Origin of the sequence: Undibacterium sp., assembly GCF_030683615.1 — a bacterium.
GTDB classification, from domain to species: Bacteria; Pseudomonadota; Gammaproteobacteria; order Burkholderiales; family Burkholderiaceae_D; genus Undibacterium; species Undibacterium umbellatum.
The window spans coordinates 45846-67122 of record NZ_JAUXQE010000036.1 but is presented as its reverse complement, the minus strand read 5'-3'; the positions used below and the strand labels follow the sequence as shown (position 1 = coordinate 67122).

At 50.0% G+C, this 21277-nt stretch carries 20 protein-coding genes; 8 read left to right on the top strand and 12 right to left on the bottom strand.

Translation table 11 applies throughout. The annotated features are described in order from the left end of the window. Positions 1-21: 21 nt before the first annotated feature. The 3 genes from aqpZ to Q8K39_RS18685 all read right to left on the bottom strand — a co-directional run bounded on the left by aqpZ (position 22) and on the right by Q8K39_RS18685 (position 3253). Complete coding sequence (gene aqpZ, locus Q8K39_RS18695) at positions 22-711, bottom strand: aquaporin Z (protein ID WP_305262604.1); 690 nt, start codon at positions 709-711, stop codon at positions 22-24. A 242-nt stretch (positions 712-953) separates the two neighbouring features. After that, complete coding sequence (gene aceB, locus Q8K39_RS18690; protein ID WP_186951928.1) at positions 954-2540, bottom strand: malate synthase A; 1587 nt, start codon at positions 2538-2540, stop codon at positions 954-956. A gap of 32 nt (positions 2541-2572) precedes the next feature. After that, a complete protein-coding gene (locus Q8K39_RS18685) occupies positions 2573-3253 on the bottom strand; it encodes a haloacid dehalogenase type II (RefSeq protein ID WP_305262602.1) in 681 nt (226 codons plus the stop codon). A 166-nt stretch (positions 3254-3419) separates the two neighbouring features. On the opposite strand from Q8K39_RS18685, the gene Q8K39_RS18680 reads away from it, so the two are divergent. Beyond that, positions 3420-4325 carry a LysR family transcriptional regulator gene (locus tag Q8K39_RS18680; RefSeq protein ID WP_186951930.1) on the top strand — a complete coding sequence of 302 codons (906 nt, stop codon included), beginning with the start codon at positions 3420-3422 and terminating at the stop codon, positions 4323-4325. 178 nt (positions 4326-4503) lie between these two features. Here Q8K39_RS18680 and Q8K39_RS18675 read toward each other — a convergent pair whose 3' ends face one another. The 4 genes from Q8K39_RS18675 to Q8K39_RS18660 form a co-directional block, all read right to left on the bottom strand. Then, positions 4504-6240: a methyl-accepting chemotaxis protein gene (locus Q8K39_RS18675; RefSeq protein ID WP_305262600.1), complete on the bottom strand. Its 1737-nt coding sequence runs from the start codon at positions 6238-6240 to the stop codon at positions 4504-4506. A 228-nt stretch (positions 6241-6468) separates the two neighbouring features. Next, positions 6469-6672: a cold-shock protein gene (locus tag Q8K39_RS18670; protein WP_007878889.1), complete on the bottom strand. Its 204-nt coding sequence runs from the start codon at positions 6670-6672 to the stop codon at positions 6469-6471. Positions 6673-7253: 581 nt separating this feature from the next. Further along, positions 7254-8039: an enoyl-CoA hydratase/isomerase family protein gene (locus Q8K39_RS18665; protein WP_305262595.1), complete on the bottom strand. Its 786-nt coding sequence runs from the start codon at positions 8037-8039 to the stop codon at positions 7254-7256. 225 nt (positions 8040-8264) lie between these two features. Further along, entirely contained in the window at positions 8265-8744 is a 480-nt protein-coding gene (locus tag Q8K39_RS18660; protein ID WP_305262594.1) for a thioesterase family protein, read from the bottom strand. Positions 8745-8888: 144 nt separating this feature from the next. On the opposite strand from Q8K39_RS18660, the gene Q8K39_RS18655 reads away from it, so the two are divergent. From Q8K39_RS18655 to Q8K39_RS18635, 5 genes are all read left to right on the top strand, one after another. Continuing rightward, positions 8889-10091, top strand: coding sequence for an acetyl-CoA C-acetyltransferase (locus Q8K39_RS18655; RefSeq protein ID WP_305262592.1), 1203 nt, complete (start codon positions 8889-8891; stop codon positions 10089-10091). A 27-nt stretch (positions 10092-10118) separates the two neighbouring features. After that, positions 10119-12251, top strand: coding sequence for a 3-hydroxyacyl-CoA dehydrogenase NAD-binding domain-containing protein (locus Q8K39_RS18650; RefSeq protein ID WP_305262591.1), 2133 nt, complete (start codon positions 10119-10121; stop codon positions 12249-12251). Positions 12252-12405: 154 nt separating this feature from the next. Next, positions 12406-13800: an MBL fold metallo-hydrolase RNA specificity domain-containing protein gene (locus Q8K39_RS18645; RefSeq protein WP_305262802.1), complete on the top strand. Its 1395-nt coding sequence runs from the start codon at positions 12406-12408 to the stop codon at positions 13798-13800. Between the two features lie 36 nt (positions 13801-13836). After that, a complete protein-coding gene (locus Q8K39_RS18640; protein ID WP_305262589.1) occupies positions 13837-14274 on the top strand; it encodes a hypothetical protein in 438 nt (145 codons plus the stop codon). Then, a complete protein-coding gene (locus tag Q8K39_RS18635; protein ID WP_305262586.1) occupies positions 14271-15269 on the top strand; it encodes a CapA family protein in 999 nt (332 codons plus the stop codon). Before Q8K39_RS18640 ends, Q8K39_RS18635 begins: the two co-directional genes overlap by 4 nt. Here Q8K39_RS18635 and Q8K39_RS18630 read toward each other — a convergent pair. Further along, positions 15266-15592 (bottom strand): 2Fe-2S iron-sulfur cluster binding domain-containing protein, encoded by a 327-nt coding sequence (locus Q8K39_RS18630; protein ID WP_305262584.1) that lies wholly within the window; start codon positions 15590-15592, stop codon positions 15266-15268. The genes Q8K39_RS18635 and Q8K39_RS18630 overlap by 4 nt on opposite strands. A gap of 105 nt (positions 15593-15697) precedes the next feature. On the opposite strand from Q8K39_RS18630, the gene Q8K39_RS18625 reads away from it, so the two are divergent. Beyond that, entirely contained in the window at positions 15698-16036 is a 339-nt protein-coding gene (locus Q8K39_RS18625; RefSeq protein ID WP_305262582.1) for a hypothetical protein, read from the top strand. A gap of 89 nt (positions 16037-16125) precedes the next feature. Here Q8K39_RS18625 and Q8K39_RS18620 read toward each other — a convergent pair whose 3' ends face one another. The 4 genes from Q8K39_RS18620 to Q8K39_RS18605 form a co-directional block, all read right to left on the bottom strand. Continuing rightward, complete coding sequence (locus tag Q8K39_RS18620; protein ID WP_186951940.1) at positions 16126-16422, bottom strand: SCP2 sterol-binding domain-containing protein; 297 nt, start codon at positions 16420-16422, stop codon at positions 16126-16128. 71 nt (positions 16423-16493) lie between these two features. Beyond that, positions 16494-17147 carry a class I SAM-dependent methyltransferase gene (locus Q8K39_RS18615; RefSeq protein ID WP_305262580.1) on the bottom strand — a complete coding sequence of 218 codons (654 nt, stop codon included), beginning with the start codon at positions 17145-17147 and terminating at the stop codon, positions 16494-16496. Beyond that, positions 17140-17943 (bottom strand): HAD-IIB family hydrolase, encoded by an 804-nt coding sequence (locus Q8K39_RS18610; protein ID WP_305262578.1) that lies wholly within the window; start codon positions 17941-17943, stop codon positions 17140-17142. The genes Q8K39_RS18615 and Q8K39_RS18610 overlap by 8 nt, the downstream gene beginning before the upstream one ends. Next, a complete protein-coding gene (locus Q8K39_RS18605; protein ID WP_305262576.1) occupies positions 17940-18881 on the bottom strand; it encodes a CysB family HTH-type transcriptional regulator in 942 nt (313 codons plus the stop codon). Before Q8K39_RS18605 ends, Q8K39_RS18610 begins: the two co-directional genes overlap by 4 nt. A gap of 208 nt (positions 18882-19089) precedes the next feature. Here Q8K39_RS18605 and Q8K39_RS18600 point away from each other — a divergent pair, with 208 nt between their 5' ends. Next, positions 19090-21267, top strand: a complete 2178-nt coding sequence (locus Q8K39_RS18600) for a patatin-like phospholipase family protein (RefSeq protein ID WP_305262573.1) — start codon at positions 19090-19092, stop codon at positions 21265-21267. The last annotated feature ends 10 nt before the right edge of the window (positions 21268-21277 follow it).

Sequence of the window (21277 nt, the reverse complement as noted above, 5' to 3'; positions counted from 1 at the left end):
CTAGCGCCCTGCCCTCAGATTTTACTTGGACTCACCAGCGATTGCCTTGTAGCTGACAGCACCCAGCACTGCACCGACAATAGGAGCAAGCCAGAACAGCCACAATTGCTGCAGAGCCCAACCACCCACATAGATGGCGACACCAGTACTACGTGCAGGATTGACCGATGTATTGGTGACGGGAATGCTGATCAGATGGATCAGCGTCAAACCCAGGCCAATCGCGATAGGTGCAAAGCCTTGTGGTGCCCGGCTGTCTGTCGCGCCAAGGATGATGACCAAGAACATCATGGTCATCACCACTTCTGTGACCAGTGCTGCCACCATGGAATAACCACCAGGCGAATGCTCGGCAAAACCGTTTGAAGCAAAACCAGCAGATACGTCAAAACCAGCCTTGCCACTCGCGATCAGGTACAAGACCCCACCAGCAACGATGCCTCCCAAAACCTGAGCAATAATGTAAGGCAGTAATTTATTGGCTGGAAAACGACCACCTGCCCACAGGCCGATAGAGACGGCGGGGTTTAGGTGGCAGCCAGAGATATGGCCTATCGCATATGCCATGGTCAGCACGGTCAAACCAAAAGCCAGTGACACACCGTGCAAGCCTATGCCTACACCAGGAAAAGCCGCCGCCAGCACGGCACTGCCACAGCCACCCAGCACCAGCCAGAATGTTCCCAAAAATTCAGCACCATATTGTTTCATTTTTTACGCTCACTTTTCTAAGGTATGAGATTGCCCGGGTTCTGTGCAAGGAATTTGCAAGTACCCAGCACAGTGAACAACAATATAACAAAGCTATATTGCTGCATTGTTAAAATATGTAATGAATTAAACATGTTTTTCAAAAACAATACACTTCCCCTGCAAAATAAAAAAGCGAACACCTTAGTGTTCGCTTCTTCAATCATCTGCAAGCCGGTCAAACTTGCAATGTATCTAGCGCATCAGATTTCTTCGTACAGAGGCAAAGTCAGGAATTCGGCAAAGTCTTCAGAAGTCGACATTTCTTCAAAAATTTGCGCAGCGCGGTCATAGGTAACACCTGTACCAGCCACTTCTTTGACCTTGGCCAATTCTTCAGGGATCATGGCGCGTACCATCTCGGCTGTGACCTTGCGGCCATCTTCCAGGTTGCCCTTGGCAGAGCGTATCCATTGCCAGACTTGGGAGCGGCTGATTTCTGCGGTAGCTGCATCTTCCATCAGATTATGGATAGGTACGCAACCATTGCCAGCCAGCCATGCGCCCAGGTAATGGATGCCGACGTTGATGTTGTAACGCAGGCCAGCTTCAGTGATCGGGGCTTCTGGCTGGAAGTTCAGCAAATCCTTGGCACTGACTTCGATATCTGGGCGCTGCTTGGAAATCTGGTTAGGGGCATCGCCCAATACTTTCTTGAATTCTGTCATCGCCAGTTCTACCAGGCCTGGGTGAGCTACCCAGCCGCCATCGTAGCCATCTGTTGCATCACGGGCTTTGTCATTGCGCACGCCGCCCATGGCGATCTCGTTTTTCTCAGGATCATTCTTGATAGGAATGAGTGCTGCCATACCGCCAATAGCTGGTGCATTGCGCTTGTGGCAGGTTTTCAACAACAGCAGAGCATAGGAACGCATGAAAGGCGCAGTCATCGTGACCTTGGCACGGTCAGCCAGGCAGAAATCTTTGTCGTTCTTGAATTTTTTGATGCAAGAGAAAATATAATCCCAGCGACCAGCATTTAGGCCAGAGCTGTGTTCGCGCAGTTCATACAAAATCTCATCCATCTCGAATGCAGCAACAATGGTTTCGATCAATACTGTCGCTTTGATGGTTCCTTGTGCCAGGCCGATTTCATTTTGTGCCATCACGAAAATATCGTTCCACAGGCGTGCTTCCAGATGGGACTCCATCTTTGGCAAATAGAAGTAAGGGCCAGCGCCACGTGCCAGTTGTTCTTTGGCGTTATGGAACAGGAACAGGGCAAAATCAAAGATGCCGCCAGAGATACGTTTGCCATCGACCAGCACATGTTTTTCATCCAGGTGCCAGCCACGTGGACGTACAACAAGTGTTGCGATCTTGTCATTCAGCTTGTAGGATTTGCCGTTTTGTTCCAGGCTGATGGTGCGGCGCACGGCGTCGCGCATATTGATCTGGCCTGTGATCTGGTTATCCCAATTTGGTGTATTGGAATCTTCAAAGTCAGTCATGTAACTGTCAGCGCCAGAGTTGAAGGCATTGATGACCATCTTGCGCTCTACCGGGCCAGTGATTTCTACACGGCGGCATTCGAGTGCTTTGGGGATAGGTGCAATCTTCCAATCGCCTTCGCGGATATGCAGGGTTTCTGGCAAGAAGTCTGGCGTCTCACCGGCATCCAGGCGTTTCACACGTTCTACGCGGGCAGCCAGCAATTCCTGACGGCGTGGCTCGAACGCACGGCTCAGTTTGGCAACCAGTGCCAGGGCTTCTGGTGTCAGAATCTCGGCAAAGCCTGGCTTGATTTCGCCGCTGATTTGCATGCCTTCAGGTAAAGTCAGTTGTGTCATTGTGGTCTCCAAAAAAATGAAATAAAACGAAATCAGTTGCGGTGTTTTGCTATAAAGGGAATCAGGTCTTGCAGCATGCGCCCTTCGCCATGTGGCGTGACGCACAGTTGTTCCAGTGGTGCGTTTTGCCGGTTGACCCAGAATGTCGTGTAGCCAAACCAGGTGGCACAGCAGGCATCCCAGCAATTGCTGGATACGAACAGGATATTTTTGGCAGGCACACCAAATACATCAGGTGCCATTTGATAGGCTTCAGGTGCAGTCTTGAATTTCTTGACGACTTCGACAGACAGCAAATGGCTGAATATGCCCTGCATGCCAGCCGCATCGACAGCAGACTGTAGCATGTGCAGATTACCGTTCGATAAAATCGACATTTTTATGTCTTGCGCCTGCAAGGCTCGCAGGACAGGCAGGTTTTCAGGAAAAGCTTTCAGTTTTGCGTACTGGCCCATCAGGCTATTTTGCGCATCCAGCGTCAATTCCAAGCCCAGCTTCTGGCAGCAAAATATCAATGCGTCCTGCGTCACTTCCCAGAATGGTTTGTACATGCTGCACATGGTACGCAGATGTGTGTATTCAATTTGCTTGTCGCGCCAGAGTTCAGCCAACGCCCGTCCCTTGCCGGGAAATAGCTTGTCTGCCTGTTCACTGATGGAATACACATCGAACAGGGTACCGTAGGCGTCAAAGGCGATGGCAGAGATGGTCATGGTTTTCTTTAACGACTGAACGACATGCAGTAATTGTAAATGTAGAAAATTGAATAGTAATCATCATGGAAGCAGTATATTCAATATAAAATACTATAATCATCGCATTTCATCACTACATCTTTTCATTTTAGTTGCAAATGAAAGATTAAGAAGCCAAGCTGCTATGGATCAATTCAAACAAATTTCTACCTTTGCTGAAGTGGCAACACGTGGCAGCCTGTCGGCAGCGGCGCGTGCTGAAGGTGTGGCTCCCGCCATGATAGGCCGCCGTCTTGATGCTCTCGAAGAACGCCTGGGCGTCAAGCTTTTGCAACGCACTACCCGCAAGCTGGCGCTGACCAATGAGGGCGAAGCATTTCTGGAAGATTGCCAGCGCATACTGGCTGACCTGGAAGCGGCGGAAGGTGCGGTATCAGAACGCAGCGCACGTGCCAGCGGTACGCTGACGATTTCTGCACCCGCTGGTTTTGGCCGCCAACATGTCGCGCCTTTGATGCCCTCCTTTCTGAGTGAGCACCGAGATGTGAAACTGACACTAAGCCTGAATGACCGCGTGGTAGACCTGATCGGTGAAGGCATAGACGTGGCGATACGCATCGCCGCATTGACCGACTCCAACCTCATCGGCGTCAAGCTGGCGGATAACAAACGTGTGGTGGTCGCCTCGCCCACCTATCTCAAGCGTCATGGCACACCGCAAACCCTGGATGAACTCAGCAAACACAATTGCCTGGCTTTCAGCTCTGACGGCAGCCAGCGCGGCTGGACTTTTCGCCAGAACGGCAAGAATGTGACGCTAAAAGTGGAAGGCAATATGGTCTGCAATGACGGTGAAGTTTTGCATGACTGGGCGCTATCCGGCAAAGGACTGGCTTGGCGGTCGATGTGGGAAGTGGGGGCAGAAATTGAATCAGGCAAGCTGATTACTGTACTGGATGAATTCAATGCGCCGGGCAATGATATCTATGCGATATTTGCCCAACGCCGTCACCTGCCCTTGCGCATACGTGCCTTCATCGACTTTCTGCGCCATGCCTATAGCCAGCCAAATTACTGGAAAAAATCCTGAGCAGAATTTTCTGAATTTTTCTGAGTCCCTGCTCCGCATCAAGCACGCTCCGGATGCGGAGGGAAGTTGCCAAACGCTCTTACACCCTGTTCACGATCTGTAGCGAGCGGGCGTCACGAGGTGAAGAGCAGCACATGAGCCCCCATCACGCACGCGCAGTAAGATCGTGAACAGGTTCTTAAAATTCTTCCCAGTCATCCTGCGCAGCTGACGGGGCTCCTTTAGTCGTCTTATTTTGTGCTGTCGCTGCTGCTGCGGGCAGCGAATTGACCGTCGCACGTTTGGCAGCAGGGGTTTTTTTGATCATGGCTTTTGCTGGCGATATCACAGATGCATTGCCGCGACTATTACCACCATTAGTGCCGCCATCATTGGCATCAATTTTGAAAATACTGACAGCATGATTCAGATTATTCGCCTGATCCCGCATACTGCTTGCTGCCGCTGCTGCCTGTTCCACTAAGGCGGCATTTTGCTGGGTTGCCTCATCCATCTTGCCTATGGCCAGGCTTACCTGGTTGATACCATCTCTTTGCTCAGCGCTGGCAGAAGTGATTTCTGCCATGATGTCGGCCACATTCTTGATCGAGACGACGATTTCATCCATGGTTTTGCCTGCATCATCCACCAGTCGTGAACCGACCTCCACCTTATCAACAGAATTGCTGATAAGTTCTTTGATTTCTTTTGCTGCATTGGCAGAACGCTGCGCAAGATTACGCACCTCGGTTGCCACTACAGCAAAGCCTCTGCCCTGCTCACCAGCGCGCGCCGCTTCAACTGCCGCATTCAAGGCAAGAATATTGGTCTGGAAAGCGATGCCATCAATAACACCAATAATATCGACAATCTTCTTCGAGCTTTCTTTGATCGATGACATGGTATGCACCACATCGCCGACCACTTGACCACCTTTGCTGGCGACTTCAGAAGCATTTGACGCCAGCGTATTTGCCTGACGGGCATTATCGGCATTTTGCTGTACGGTCGAAGTCAACTCTTCCATGGAAGAAGCAGTTTCTTCAAGGCTGGCAGCCTGCTGCTCAGTACGGCTGGACAAGTCCATATTGCCACTGGCAATTTCCTCAGAAGAGATGGCAATAGACCCACTTGAATTACGCACCATGGTGACGGTTTGCATCAGGCTTTGGCGCATGTTTTCCAGAGCAGAGACCAGTTGCCCCATTTCGTCTCGGGACGTTGGCTTCAGTTGCTGCGTCAAATCACCATTACCTATGGCTTCAAACTGGGAAATTGCCAGTTTTAATGGATGAGAAATGGCCGCGAGTAAAAAGTAAGCCGAAATAAAGACCGCAACCAAGCCACCTATCACTCCGAGAACATCAACCCAAACGAAGGTTGTAAATGCGCTTTCGCTGAGCTTTAATGAATTGGCTGCACCAGTAAATTGATACTCACTGAGCATTGCCATTTTGTCAGAGTAGGCGCTATAGGCGGGTGGCACTATCTTCATATTGATATTATCCGCCTCCTCCTTATTACCTGCCTTAATGGCATTCACCATTGGAAGATGTGCATCCTTGATGTATTTTTCTCGCAAGACAGAAACCTCATCGGAGATTTTTTTCTCTCCTGCGTCTTGCGGTAAAGCCAGGTATTTTTTCCAATATACTTCTGACTGATTGAAGAAATCTTCGGAACGCTTGATGGTCTCCGCAGTATCAGGGAATTCCGGATGGGCGATCGCCCGGTCAAGGGCTGTGCGCGCCCGCAGGATAAGGACTCGTGACTGCCCGAGTGACTCGACAGAGGGCAATTGATTGGAAAAAATTTCCTTGATGACGGCGTTACTGTTTCTGACACCATAAATCCCCATCAATCCACCTATGACCAACATGATTGCCATGAAAGCCATTACGCCTATCAGTCTTAACCTGATTGTCAGATTAAACATCTTTACTTCCCCTTTTTAAGGTTCCTAGCCAATTTAAAGCAAGAATACAAAAATTCTTAATGAAAGTATTGATCCGAGACAACTTTAGTAGAAATGTCGCAAAACTAGTATAAATACGTTTGCAATTATTGGGGGAAGAAAATTTTGTATTTTTATAAAAAAAATCCCCGACATGTCGGGGATTTCTTAGAGCAAATCTGGCGTTACACCAGACTAACAAAGAAGCAATTAGATTGCTTGGATGTTAGAAGCCTGCTTGCCTTTAGGGCCTGTCGTTACTTCAAAAGAAACGCGTTGGTTTTCTTTCAAAGATTTGAAGCCGTTAGATTGGATAGCGGAGAAATGAGCAAACAGATCTTCACCGCCTTCATCTGGAGTGATGAAGCCGAAACCTTTTGAATCATTGAACCATTTAACAATACCTGTTGCCATTACAATTTCCTATTTCAGTTAATGTGGGCATGTGCCCGATAGATCGTTTCAACCAAGTAAGAAATGACAGACTGATACTGCACTACCACTTTGAATCTCAACGACTGAACGATTATACGCAGAATTTCGGGAAAAAGTAAAATAAAACACTACACACTCGATTAATCTTACACTTTCGGAGGGAAAAGTCGCCTTTCTGACGCAAAATCCATCGTAATTTGTCATGCGATTGTCACATTTCTCACCTAGCCTGAATATTGCATAAATCTTCGGAGCGTCAATTGATCGCGGCCGTTTCCGTCATCGGAGGGCCTTTTGTTTCAGGTGCAGGGTGATGAGGTAAATTCTTCCCCTGGTTGCAAAGTCCATTACCCCCTAAATTGAATCTGAAAATACAAAAATATTTTTCCCAGACTTTTTTGCTTTATACATAGCATCGTCAGCAACTGAATAAAAGAAAAACTACGTACAACCACTGAGTGGCGCATGAACGACATTGAGTTCAAACTTGGGCGCTGACAAACTTACTTTCAGGATGCCTTGGTGAAATACGCAGTTTTATCTATTTGAATGTCGAATCACTAATTCAGCTTGCAACCAAAATGAGCCGTGCGTTTATCCAGGAAGGCTGATACCCCTTCAGCAAAGTCCGGTGTCATCGTGACCGTTGCAAAAGCCTCGATCTCGTCATTGACCTGCTGTTCAAGCGAAGTCGCGTCTGACTGATAGATCAGGCGCTTCATTCTGGCATAAGTTTCTTGAGGACCACGCAGTAGCTTCAACGCCAGCTTCTCAGTCACATCTTTTAATTGCTCTGGAGGTACGACAAGATTAATGAGACCAAAGGACAAGGCTTCATCGGCATCGAAATTCTCTGAAAACAATAACCATTCCAGCGCCTTGCGGTTACCCACCAGGCGCGGCAAGAACCAGGTATTGCCGACATCAGGGCTGGCGCCTATCTTGGCGTAAGCCATATTGAAGCGCGTGCCCTTGGCAGCTACGACCAGATCAGCCGCATTCATAGTGCCCATGCTGCCACCGGCAACCGCTCCGTGGACAGAGGCAATGACAATCGCAGGCAATTTATGCAGCCGCAATATCGCCTGATTCAGTTCAGCACCGATTTCACGTATGGCTTCAGGGGATGCCGGGTCGCCAGGCTTGAAGCTGGCAATGTCGCCGCCAGCGCCAAATACCTTGCCCTCGGCACGAACAATCACGACGCGTATGCTGTGGTCTTCTGCAAGCAACTGTGTCAACTCGTTCAGGGAGCGTATCTCGGCTGCCCCCATCACGTTCATGCAACTCGGATTATCAAAGATGATGGTGGCCAGTCCATTGGCTTTTTCAAGACGTATGCTCATGTCAGTCTCCCTTGTTTTGGCTTGGAACCTGTTTGCGATCTGTAGCGAGCGTGCGTCAGCGGGGTCAGGGTAACAAAAACGCAGCGCAAAAAGCGGAATGTACTCCAGTTCATGAGCATTTTGAGCAGCACATGAGCCCCGCGTGGACTCCGATTGCGCACGCGCAGTAAGATCGCAAACAGGTTCTTACATCTACTATCCTAGTACAAGTAGGCAAAAAGGCAATCAAGCACGTCCATGTAACATGAATGCGGCTGCACCTGTCGCAATTCTGTCACCATTTTCATTACGCAAATCCATCAGGACATTGGCGACGCGCTTGCCCAGACGGGTGACTTCAGCGGTAGCGACAAAGTGCTTGCCACGCCCAGGCTGCAGATAGTCGATGCGTAAATCGATGGTACTCATCTTGCCAAATTCCTTGAGCTGCGAGATCACATCATCTTGCGGGCTTTGCTGTGCCATTTTGAGCAAGATGGCAAAACCCGCCACGCTGTCCAATACAGAGGCAATCACACCGCCATGCAGCATGCCTTGGGCAAAATTGCCTAATAACTCGTCCCGCATGCCTATGCTGAGGCGCGGTGCATCCGGGTCAAAACTGTCCAGCTTCATGCCGAGCAAATGACAAAATGGGATTTTTTCCTCTATCACCATTTTGAGCATGCCTTGAAACTCAGGGTTGTTTATGATGTTTTGTGTCATTGCGTATTTTCCTTATGTCCTGTGGCAAAATCTGACTCACAGCATTTAATCAAGCATTTGCTTTATTAATTGTATCATCATACACTTGAGCACTTACAAAGCCATATATCCCTTCCAGTACAGACCAACAGACAGGAGAATGAAATGACCGAAGCCTATCTTTTTGATGCACCACGCACACCGCGCGGCAAGGGCAAGAAAGATGGTTCACTGCATAGCGTCAAACCTATCTCCCTGCTGTCTGGCCTGATGCAGGATATGCAAGAACGTCTGTCGCTTGATACTGCACTGATCGATGATGTCGTGCTTGGCTGTGTCACCCCCATTGGCGACCAGGGCGCAGACATTGCCAAGACGGCGGCGCTGGCTGCGGGCTGGGACTGGCAAGTGGCAGGCGTGCAACTGAACCGCTTTTGCGCATCCGGCCTGGAAGCAGTCAACCTGGCAGCTCAAAAAGTACGTTCAGGCTGGGAAGACCTGGTGGTCGCTGGCGGTGTCGAATCCATGTCACGCGTGACCATGGGATCAGATGGTGGCGCCTGGGCAGCCGACCCGCAAACCAGCATGCGAACTGACTTTTTGCCGCAAGGCATAGGGGCAGACCTGATCGCCACGCTGGAAGGATTCAGCCGTGAAGATGTTGATGCCTTTGCCCTGCGTTCGCAAGAAAAAGCCACTGCAGCGCGCGCGGCTGGCCGCTTCAAATCCCTACGTCCGGTGCGGGACATGAATGGCCTTGTGATACTGGCTGAAGATGAATTCATCAAGCCACAATCCAGCATGACAGCGCTGGCCTCACTCAAGGCTTCATTTGAAATGCCCGGCAAGATGGGTTTTGATAGTGTCGCCATACGCAAGTATCCGCACATTGAACGCATCAACCATGTGCATACAGCCGGCAACTCTTCCGGCATCGTCGATGGTGCTGCCCTCGCCCTGATAGGCAGCGAAACTATGGGCAAGCGCCTGGGACTGAACCCGCGTGCCCGCATCGTCGCTACAGCAGTGACGGGCACTGACCCGACCATCATGCTGACTGGACCCGGGCCCGCCACTTTGAAAGCTCTGGGCAAAGCTGGCCTGAGGATAGAAGATGTCGACCTATTTGAAGTCAATGAAGCCTTTTCTGCTGTCGTCATGAAGTTCATGAAAGACCTCAAGGTGCCGGAAGAAAAAGTGAATGTGAATGGCGGCTCGATTGCCTTGGGCCACCCACTGGGGGCAACTGGCTGCATGTTACTGGGCAATCTGATAGACGAACTGGAAGCGCGTCAGTTAAAACGTGGCCTCATTACCCTGTGTGTGGGTGGCGGCATGGGCATCGCCACCATCATAGAGCGCGTTTAAACCAGAAATATAAGCGAAAAAAACATCATGATCAATTACAGCAAAGACGAACACAACATAGTCACTCTCAGCATAGACATGCCGGGTTTGTCAGTGAATATCATGAACGCAGCATTTCGTGATGCACTGGCATCTGCCGTCGCCAGACTGGAAGAAGAAAAAGAACAACTCAGCGGCGTCATCCTGACTTCAGGCAAGGACAGTTTTTTTGCTGGTGGCGACTTGCGCGAACTCATCAGCATACAAGATGCAAAGTCCTGTCTGGACATGGTAGAGAAAAACAAGGCTGTGTTGCGTCGTCTGGAAAAACTCAGCAAGCCCGTGGTCGCCGCCATCAATGGCAGCGCCATTGGCGGCGGACTGGAGTTGGCGCTGGCCTGCCATTACCGCATTGCACTGGATAATCCCAAAGCAAAAATCGGTTTCCCCGAAGTGACGCTGGGATTATTACCCGGTGCGGGTGGCGTGGTACGCAGTGTACGTCTGCTGGGATTGCAGGAAGTCATGCCTTATCTGCTGGAAGGCAAGCAGGTTTCTCCGGCAGCCGCTGTAAAGGCTGGTCTGGTACATGCCCTCGCCAGCAGCCATGAAGGCATGTTGCAACAGGCTACAACATGGATACTGGCCAATCCACACGCACAGCAGCCATGGGATGATGCGGCCTATAAACTGCCCGGTGGCGCAGCCAATTCTGCCAAACTGCTGCCGATGATTATGGTGGCACCAGCCATGTTGCGTGAAAAAACTCGTGGCAATTATCCCGCTCCAGAAGCAATACTGGCAGCGATGGTCGAAGGCGCACAAGTTGATTTTGACAATGCCCTGAAAATTGAAGGCCGTTACTTCACCCACCTAGCAACTGGGCAGGTCGCCAAGAATATGATAGGCACCCTGTTCTTCCAGATGCAGGAAATCAGCTCAGGCAAAAGTCGCCCGCAACATATCCCGAAATCCAATGTAAGCGAACTCGGTATCATTGGTGCTGGCATGATGGGCGCAGGCATAGCCGCTGTCAGTGCGGCGCGAGGCATCACTACCATATTGAAAGAGCATACACTGGAAAAAGCTGAGCAAGGCAAAACCAATATTGCCAACAATCTGCATAAAAAAGTCGCGCAAGGTCGCCTGCCAGCAGAAACAGCAGCACGCCAACTGGAGTTGATACTGCCAACAGCACATACCAGTGATTTTTCTGGATGCGACCTCATCATCGAAGCCGTGTTTGAAAACCGTGAACTCAAAGCCACGGTCAGCAGTGAAGCTGAAAGCATGCTGGCAGCAGATGGCATCATGGCAAGCAACACCTCTACCCTGCCGATCAGCGGCCTGGCAAAGGCTATCAACCATCCCGAACGTTTCATAGGTATACACTTCTTTTCACCTGTTGACAAAATGCAACTGGTGGAAATCATCAAGGGTAAACTAACGAATGAGGTAACACTGGCCCGCGCATATGACTACGTCCTGCAGATAGGAAAGACGCCCATTGTCGTCAATGACTCACGCGGTTTTTTCACCAGCAGAGTGTTTGCCAGTTTTGTCAACGAGGGTTTGAGCATGCTGGCAGAGGGCTTGCCAGCAGCGCTCATAGAAAACGCTGCACTCTCAGTCGGCATGCCGGTTGGTCCACTGGCAGTGCAGGACGAAGTATCGCTGAGCCTGTCGCGCCATGTCGCAGCGCAAACCAAAGCCGATCTGGAAGCGGAAGGCAAGAGCTGGCAAGCCCCGGCGTCTGCAGCCATTATCAATGCCATGCTTGATGAGCATCAGCGTGCAGGTAAAGCTGCTGGTGCTGGCTTTTATGAATATCCCGCAGACGGTGGCAAGAAATATTTGTGGCCAGAATTGCCCAAGTTGTTTGAAAAAGTCGGATACAGGCTGCCATATGCCGATTTGCAAGACAGGTTCCTCTATATACAGTCCATAGAAACCCTGCGTTGCATGGCTGAAGGCGTACTCGAATCCAGCCGCGATGCCAATATAGGTTCTATTTTTGGCATCGGCTTCCCAGCCTGGACTGGCGGTGCAGTGCAATTTATTAATCATGTAGGCGCAGAACGGTTTGCCGTGCGTGCAGCACGATTACAAGCGCAATTTGGGGAGCGTTTCGCCTTGCCAGAAAATTACCTGGCACTTACCCAGCCCCGTGCGAATGATTGAGTTAGCACAAACAAGTTGAATCTAATGGTAGCCTGCAATTGATTTGCAATTGACTCCAGTATGCCTGCGCGTGTTCAATAGTGTTTGAGTTCTTTGGACTTGCCTGACGACAGGGTAAGTTGAAAACACTACCCCTGACTGGAGGTGTATTTTGATCAAACTGCATTTCTTGGGTGCCGCTGGCACAGTAACCGGATCACGTTATCTACTGATTTCTGATCAAAGCAGAATTATGGTGGATTGTGGTCTGTTTCAGGGCTACAAACAATTGCGTTTGCGCAATTGGGAAGAGCCGCCCTTTGACCCAGCAAAAGTCGATGCCATTTTGTTGACCCATGCCCATCTTGATCATTCTGGCTACCTGCCACTGATGGTAAAACTCGGGTTCAAGGGCAAGATTTACTGCAGCAAAGCCACTTTCGCGCTATGTAAATTATTGCTGCGCGATTCTGCGCATCTTTTTGAAGAAGAAGCGGCCTACCTTAATCGACACCATCTGTCCAAGCATCAGCAAGCCCTGCCTTTGTATGACAGCAAAGATGTCGAGAAGGCACTCAAGCACTTTCATTACGTAGATGAACACACCAGCATTACGATTGCCGATGATGTGCAGGCAAAGTGGATACCAAATGGGCATATCCTTGGGTCTTGCAGTATCTCTTTGAAAATGGAGCAGACCAGCCTGTTATTTTCTGGCGATGTAGGGCGGCCGCGTGACTACATCATGAAGGCACCGGAATTCCCGGAAAAAACTGACTACCTGATCGTTGAATCAACTTACGGTGATCGACTACATAGCACGAACGTTCCAGAAAGTGATTTGCGTGATGTCATCAACAGTACTGTGCAACACGGTGGCTCAGTACTGATACCCTCCTTTGCTGTTGGGCGCGCGCAAACCTTGCTGTATTTGTTGTATCAGTTGCGCAAGAATAAGCAGATACATGATTTCCCCATTTATATGGACAGTCCCATGTCTGAAAGTGCGACGGGCATCTATAGTCACTATGCCGATTCTTTGAAACTCTCTGCTGAGGATGTCGCAGGTATGGTGGCCATGACCACCTATGTCAAAACGCCAGAAGAATCGCAGCGCCTCAATAATGAACGCTGGCCCAAGGTTATCATCTCCGCCAGCGGCATGGCAACAGGTGGCCGGGTGCTACATCACATGAAATACATGGCATCTGACGACAGAAATACCATCGTCTTTTGTGGTCATCAGGCTGGTGGAACTCGCGGCGAATCGATGGTTAATGGCGCAAACACGGTACGCATACATGGCCAGGATGTCAGGATACGCGCCAAAGTTGTACAAATTGATGGCTTGTCGGCCCATGCAGACTACCTAGAATTATTGGGCTGGCTCAAACATCTGAAGCAAGCACCACTGCGCACTTTTATCACACATGGTGAGCCTGCGGCGGCTGACCATCTGCGCAAGAAAATAGAGCGTGAACTGGGCTGGCGCTGTGAAGTTCCTGAACATTTATCCTGTTACAAGATCGAAGCTAAAACTCTGACTTCCCTGCATCCCCAAATACTGTGATAATCGCTGCTCGTATAAACGAACATCGGTGAACCTATGCAGGCACTCGCAGTGACGAAGAAAAAGTATCGTGTATCGCAATTAGTTGGTGGTGTTTTTTTGATGGCAAGCTGCCTGAGCGCAGCCAGCCATGCAAAACCCGTGTTGCGCTGTTATGTCAGCTATGCTGGCAGCATGCAAACGATAGAAAGTCAGATGGTGCAAGACCCCTATGATGTAAAGGCGACGGACATCGGTGAGCGCTTCACTTTCAAGGCGGTCATGGTAGGCAAGGTGCAACAGATAGACTATGTCAAACTATACGCCTATTTCCAGACACGTCGCGGCGACATACCTGTCCATCAGGCGACCTACCACCCACCCTTCAAAGTGACGGCCAAAGAAACTCGGTTAACGCCGCAAAATTCTGTCTATGCTGGCGATGTCGAGCGTGAATTGCAGTATCGCTGCACACTGCAAGAGGTGAAGCAATGAAATCCTTTAAACAAACTCTGAGTCATATAATTGCAGCCAGCACCTTGTCTATCATGGCTGCAGGTTCAGCACTGGCACAAGACAATAGCGTCAGCATACTCTTTGCCGGCGATGTGGTGTTGGATGGCAAGCCAGGAAAAATGATCGCTGAGGGTAAAGATCCGTTTTTCGCCTTTGCCAAGTTATTCAAGAACGCCGACATCCGCGTCGTCAACCTGGAATGCGTCGTCGCCACGACGGGTGACGCTGCCGACAAGAATTTTACTTTCCGCGCCCATCCTCGGACATTAGCTACGCTGAAGCAACATGTAGATGCAGTATCAATAGCGAATAATCATTCTGGTGATTTTGGACGTGCAGCTTTCCAGGAAATGCTGGGCTTACTGGATCAGCAGCACATCAAACGCTTTGGTGGTGGCTATAATCTGCGTGAAGCGCATACGCCACTGATCATTGAAAAGAAGGGTTTGCGCATCGCCCTTCTGGGCTATAACGAATACATGCCGCGCAGTTTTGAAGCAGAAGCACAGGCCGCTGGTGTGGCCTGGAGTGAAGATGAACAAGTGGTACTGGATATACGCAAGGCACGCCAGCAATACCACGCAGACCTGGTCATCCCGTATATGCACTGGGGCTGGGAGAATGACAAACTGGCAGTCGACAGACAGCGTCAGTTAGCCAAAGTCATGATCGACGCGGGTGCCGATGCCATCATAGGCGGCCATCCCCATGTGATACAGGATGTAGAACATTACAAGGGAAAACCTATCATTTACAGCCTGGGTAATTTCGTCATGGATGAACTCGACAATGAACCGCAAACCCGTGGCTGGGTGATACGCCTGCAACTGGACAAGAAAGGCGTGAAAGCCTGGGATACCCGTTTGGCCAAGATAGATGATGATGGCGTGCCACACCCTGTGCCTGAAGCCAGCACTGCCTGCTGGAATCGCAAGGATGGGCAACTCATGCAGTGCAGTAATGCGGCTGACTAAATTTCCTTATTAAACACGGTCGTTGCTGCTGGCACGTCCAGCACCACATCCGAGCGGGCCTGGGCTACACAAGGCAGTATCCAGCCCTCCTGCTTTTCTTCCAGGCTCAGGCCGGGCCAGTCTATCTTGTAATTAATTTTCCCTGCCAGCATCTTGCATATGCAAGTGCGGCAGGTGCCATTGCGACATGAATTGGGGATGCGTATACCTTCCAGCAAGGCGGCCTCCAGCAAGCTGAGTTCGGCCACAGTTTCGCAGGCCCAGCCATGCGGCTGCACAGTCAGCGTCCATATTGTATTGGCTAATGCATCCTGCTTACTCATTTTTTCTCGCTATCGTCCTTGTCTTCATGTCTGAATTTTACTAGATTGAAAGCCTGCCCTCCTGTTGACTGTCAGCAGCGGCAGAAGTCACTCCAGGAGCTAAACATGATGACAGCCAGTGCACATCTACTTTCCCAACAGCAAGATAGTTATTCAGAAAGGCGTAATGCCCGCGCACCAGATTTTATCCTGATGCAGCTTGATCCCCGCGACGTCATAGAAGGAGTAATGTTAGAAGGAGGTTTTCAATCCGAAGATGCGCCGTCGGCAGGTAATATGCGTGAGCATTGCCCCCACTGCAGCAGCGTGCAATTACAACTGATACTGCGCTATAAATTCGTCAAGCGCTCCCACCTGTTTTGCAGCAGTTGCACACGCTGCTATGATGCCCTGTATCCAGACGGTACTTCGGCACTGGCATTGAGTGCGATGTCGCTGGTGTGAGGGAAACGATATAGCAAGCCCCAGATAAAAACGGCATTTCCTCACAAAAGGAAATGCCGCTCTATTTAAGTTGGCCTTTCAGACCAGACTTACACCACCGTCTGCAAGCGCATGGCAACGCTCATGTCGCCTGTTACCTTAAGTTTGCCCATCATGAAACCATTCATAGGATTCAATTGACCAGTCAGCAAGGCTGCCAGGTTTTCCAGAGAAATTGTGATGGTGCAGCCAGCTTCGTTGTTTTCATTACTGACTGTATTTGGTGTCACCAGCGCATCAACAAATACCACGCCTTCATCACCGCAATCAAACTTCAGGGTGGCATTCAAACCACTATCATCACCAACTTTAGCGCGTATCGCTTCTGTGCAAGCTTGCAGATCCATGAATTACTCCAGAAAAAATATAAACGACTTGCAATGTATCACGGCAGGCTTTCGAGGGACAATACTAGAACTCATTTCAAGATACAAGTCAGCATCCAGTAGTAAGTATTTCTGAAAATACGGATATCGCGCACGGCAGGGCCAAATTTCTTGCGCAGTGCACTATCAGTAGGGAAATTCTTGAGTATCTCTACCCTGCTGCCATCTTCCTGCTTGCGTAACTGGAAGGTATTGCCTTCGAGGTCAGTGCGGGCGACTACCGTGCTACTGCCTTCTACATAATTATTGTCGATCAGGACCAGGGTAGTGCCTTTACCCGTCACCTTGCTCAGGTGGCCTAGCAAACTGGTTTGATCATCACGCATGACATGTGACCAGAAAAAACCGGCAAAGCAAGTTGTGTATTGGTCTGCCGTGGCTGCGGGCAAGTCATGCAAGTCAGCCAGGGCAAATTGCACTTTACCTTCAGGGTAAGACTTAGCCTGAGCCACGTCCAGCATGGGCTGGTTATAATCAGTTGCCACGACGCTTGCTGCCACAGGGGCAAAACGCTCAGTCCAGTAGCCTGTACCGCAAGCCACTTCCAGCACGCGCTGGTCTTTCAATACATCGAGGACTTTGCCCTGAATTTCGCGCAAGTCTTGCTGACGCTCGGGTTTTTGGTAAACCTTTTCCAGGGTCTGTGCACGTTGCGCATAGTATTCGCGCATTTTATTTTCACTCATTTTTATCTTTCAACAGAAAATCAACCAGCTCAACAAATCCCTCGCCGTATTGGGCCTGACAAACATAAGCCGGATGGGCTTCAAATCTGTCCAGATATTTGTAGATATTTGCCACCCCAACTGAAAGCGGGTAATGGGCAAACATACTGGCATCATTGGCAGAATCACCAATAAATACATAAGTCGTTTTTGCGACATCATCGCTGACGCCAAATACTTCATGCAGCACCCGCTGGCTCATGCTTTGCTTGCTGAAGGGCGCAACCGAGGCATGGGCATGGATGCTACTGGTGGTGGCATGCAAACCATGTTCATGGATCAGGGCCACGACCTCATTCAATTGTGACAGCGGTATCGCAGGAATATTTTCCGCTATATCAAAAGCCAGATCACCTATACGTTGCGAGGCATCGGCAGCTGGCAATACATTCGGAAAATGCCTTTGCATGATGTCGACAAAGTCCAGCAAACGTTGTCTGTGTTGCTGACGGGTTTGGGCATCAGCATAGAACATGGACTGCTGCCTGCCATCCCCACCCAGCCAAAACGCACTTGCACCATTCTCAGCAATGACAGCATCAAAATCACATAAGCGTAACAAAGGCAAGGTCCAGTAAGTTGGCCGCCCTGTCACGGCTATTCGCCGCAAACCCGCAGTTTTTGCCCGGTCAAGTGCGGCCAGAGCTGCTACTGTCAGCTTGCCGTGGCTACTGAAGGTATCGTCAATATCCGTCAATATGCCGCGCACTTGCCTGCGATGCTCTGCAGGCCAGGCACTCAGTGCCTGCATGCTCATAAATCGTAGGTATCCTTATTGCCCTGCATGACATTGTCTATCATTTTACGGTTCAGGGTAGGATTCAGTAATTCTATAAAAGTATAAATATAACTGCGCAGGTAAGCACCCTGCTTGATCGCTACCCGTGAAATGTTCATGCCAAACAAATGACCAACCGGTATGGCACGTAAATTCTTGTCGCGTTCGGCATCAAAGGCCATACCTGCAATAATACCAACGCCCATGCCTAGCTCCACATAAGTCTTGATGACGTCGGCATCAATGGCTTCCAGCAAGATATCTGGTTTCAGATTCCGGATCTGGAAGGCATGATCTATCTTGCTGCGGCCAGCAAAGGCAGCATCATAGGTAATCAATGAATAATTGGCAATTTCTTCCAGGCTGATATTCTTTAACTTCAGCAAGGGATGCTCGACCGGAACAACGACGACATGCTCCCATTGGTAGCATGGCAAGGAAATCAGACCATCAAAGCCAGCGATGGCTTCCGTTGCAATGGCAATATCAGCCTGGTCACGCATGACCATTTCGGCAATTTGCTTGGGATTGCCCTGCAACAGTGACAACCTTACCTTGGGATACTTTTGCATGAAGGCCTGCACGACCTTGGGCAAGGCATAGCGCGCTTGGGTATGGGTGGTGGCAATGGTAAAGCTGCCACTGTCCTGAGCTGCAAATTCCTTGCCTATGCGTTTAAGTCCGTCAATTTCTTGCATGATGAGTTCAACTGACTTCAACACTGCCCTGCCCGGCTCGGTGAGACCACGTATGCGCTTGCCATGACGGGTAAAAATATCGACGCCCAACTCTTCTTCAAGTTCAATAATTGCCTTGGAAACACCGGGCTGCGACGTAAATAAGGCCTTGGCAGCCTCAGTCAGATTAAAATTCTGTCTTACAGCTTCGCGTACAAAGCGCAATTGATGTAGGTTCATGGGTAGTTTTTGTAATAGCGAGGATAATCTCTTATGCAATTAGACCTAGGTTAGCATCGTTTGATATGCATACGCTAGTATATAGACCCTGAACCAAGAATTCCATGTTTCCACCAATTACCACATGCTTAAATCACTTTTACTGCTAGTTTTTAGTCTTGTCAGTTGTTTGCTGACCCCTACCCTCTCGTATGCAGAGAGCATTACCGTGCAAGCAACACATGTAAAGCAGCCCAAAATTTGCCTTGCATTGTCGGGCGGCGGCGCACGTGGCTTTGCCCACTTGGGCGTACTTAAGGTGCTGGAAGAACTACGCATCCCAATAGACTGCATTGCCGGCACCAGCATGGGTGCGGTAGTAGGAGGCCTGTATGCAGCAGGTTTCTCGGCCAGCGAAATCGAAGCCAGGCTGGATACTCTGAAACTCAATGACATCGCCCTCGACAGAGTAGAGCGACGTTTCCTGCCGCAAAGCGTCAGAGAAGAGGACGAGCAATATCCTTTGGGAGCTACCCTGGGCCTGAGTTCCAACGGTGTAAGATTACCCGCAGGCGTCGTCCAGGCCAGCCAGTTTCTTGAAATATTACAGAACTGGACTGCCCATCTACAGCCGGACATAGAATTTGACAGCCTGCCCATCCCCTTCCGCACTCTGGCGACCGATATGGAAACCGGTAAAATGGTCGTCTTTACCAAGGGGCATCTGCATAAAGCCATACGGGCCAGCATGGCAGCACCAGGAGTATTTGCCCCTATTGAGATAGATGGCAAATTATTATCAGATGGCGGCCTGGTCAGAAACTTGCCCGTGGATATTGCAAAAAAAATGGGCGCTGATGTAGTGATCGCCGTGAATATAGGCACACCTCTGATGCCTCGCGATCAGTTACTGACCTTGTTCAATGTCAGCCAGCAAATGGTTAATATCCTGACCGAGCAAAATGTGGAAGCGCAAAAGGCTTTGCTTGGTCCGAATGATTTGCTGATAGAACCCAGCATGGGCAATATCAGTTTCATGGATTTCGCCAGGTCAAAAGAAGCTGTGCTGATCGGTGAAAAAGCCACCCGCTCCATGGATGCCAAGCTGGCAGCCTATAGCCTGCCAGCAGAAATCTATGCCATCAGACATGAGATACGCCTGAACCCACAACTACCGCCAATCAAAATACAATTTGTCGATGTGGCTACCAATGGCGCAGTTCCTGAGAGCGATATCCGGCGTCAATTGGATATACGCACAGGCCTTGAATACAAGGCTGAAGACATCAACCGTAAGCTGGCCATACTCAACAATGCCCGTGAATTTGACAGTGTCAATCATGAACTGGTGGAGCGCGATGGCGAGTACGGCATACGCGTGAATGCCTATGGCCGTAACTGGGGCCCGCACTTCCTGCGCTTTGGTCTGGCACTTTCAAGCGGATTTGCAGGCACGGGCGGCTTCAAGCTACAGGTTGGACATAGACGCCCCTGGTTGACTGAGGGCGGACTTGAGTGGCGCAACGATCTTGAATTTGGCAACAGCATCAAGTTCCATACAGAATTACGACAGCCCTTGTTTGAACGCGAAGGTATGTACCTTGCACCATTTGCACAAGTCGGGCAAAACAACCGAAACTTATATAATGGCGATACCCGCATTGCCGAATACAATGTCCGCAGTGACAAACTGGGCCTGGATGTAGGTTTTCGCCTGGGCGAACAAAGCATACTAGGCGAAGCCAAGGTAGGTTTGAATTTCAACCACTATCGTGTACGCCCCAAGATTGGCGGACTATTGTATGCCAATGGAGATGGTAGTGTGGTTGCTGATTCCTTGCCCAGCGCTGACCTGCAGCAATTCGGCGTCAAGACGGCAATCGTAATTGACCAGCTTAGCGATACCAGCTTCCCTCGTTATGGCTATAAATTCGATGCCAACGCTTTTCTGGGAACCAATCGCGCACGCAAAAATTACCAGGAAGTCGCTGTCAATACAACCTGGGCGAATAGCTTCAATAATCACAGCATCAACCTGAAACTGAATGCGGCTGGGCTACTACAGACAGACACCGAAATACGTGGTGTCGGATCAACGCTGGGTGGCTTCCAGCAATTGTCAGCCTATCAGCCAGACCAGTTCACTGGCAACTATATGCTCTACGGCAGCGTGACATATTTGCTGCGTGCCGTGAAGTTTGACCTGGCTGGGCAAAGCCTGTTCTTGGGCACATCGCTGGAGGCAGGCAATGTCTGGAACAAGAGTGGAGATATTTCCTTGCAGTCGTTACGCAAAAGCGCCAGTCTGTTTGCTGGCTTCAATAGTTTTATGGGCCCTATATACCTGGGCTTTGCCCTTGGTCAGGGTGGTGCCAGAAATGTCTTTTTCCAGCTAGGCAGACAATAGAAAAGCTGGC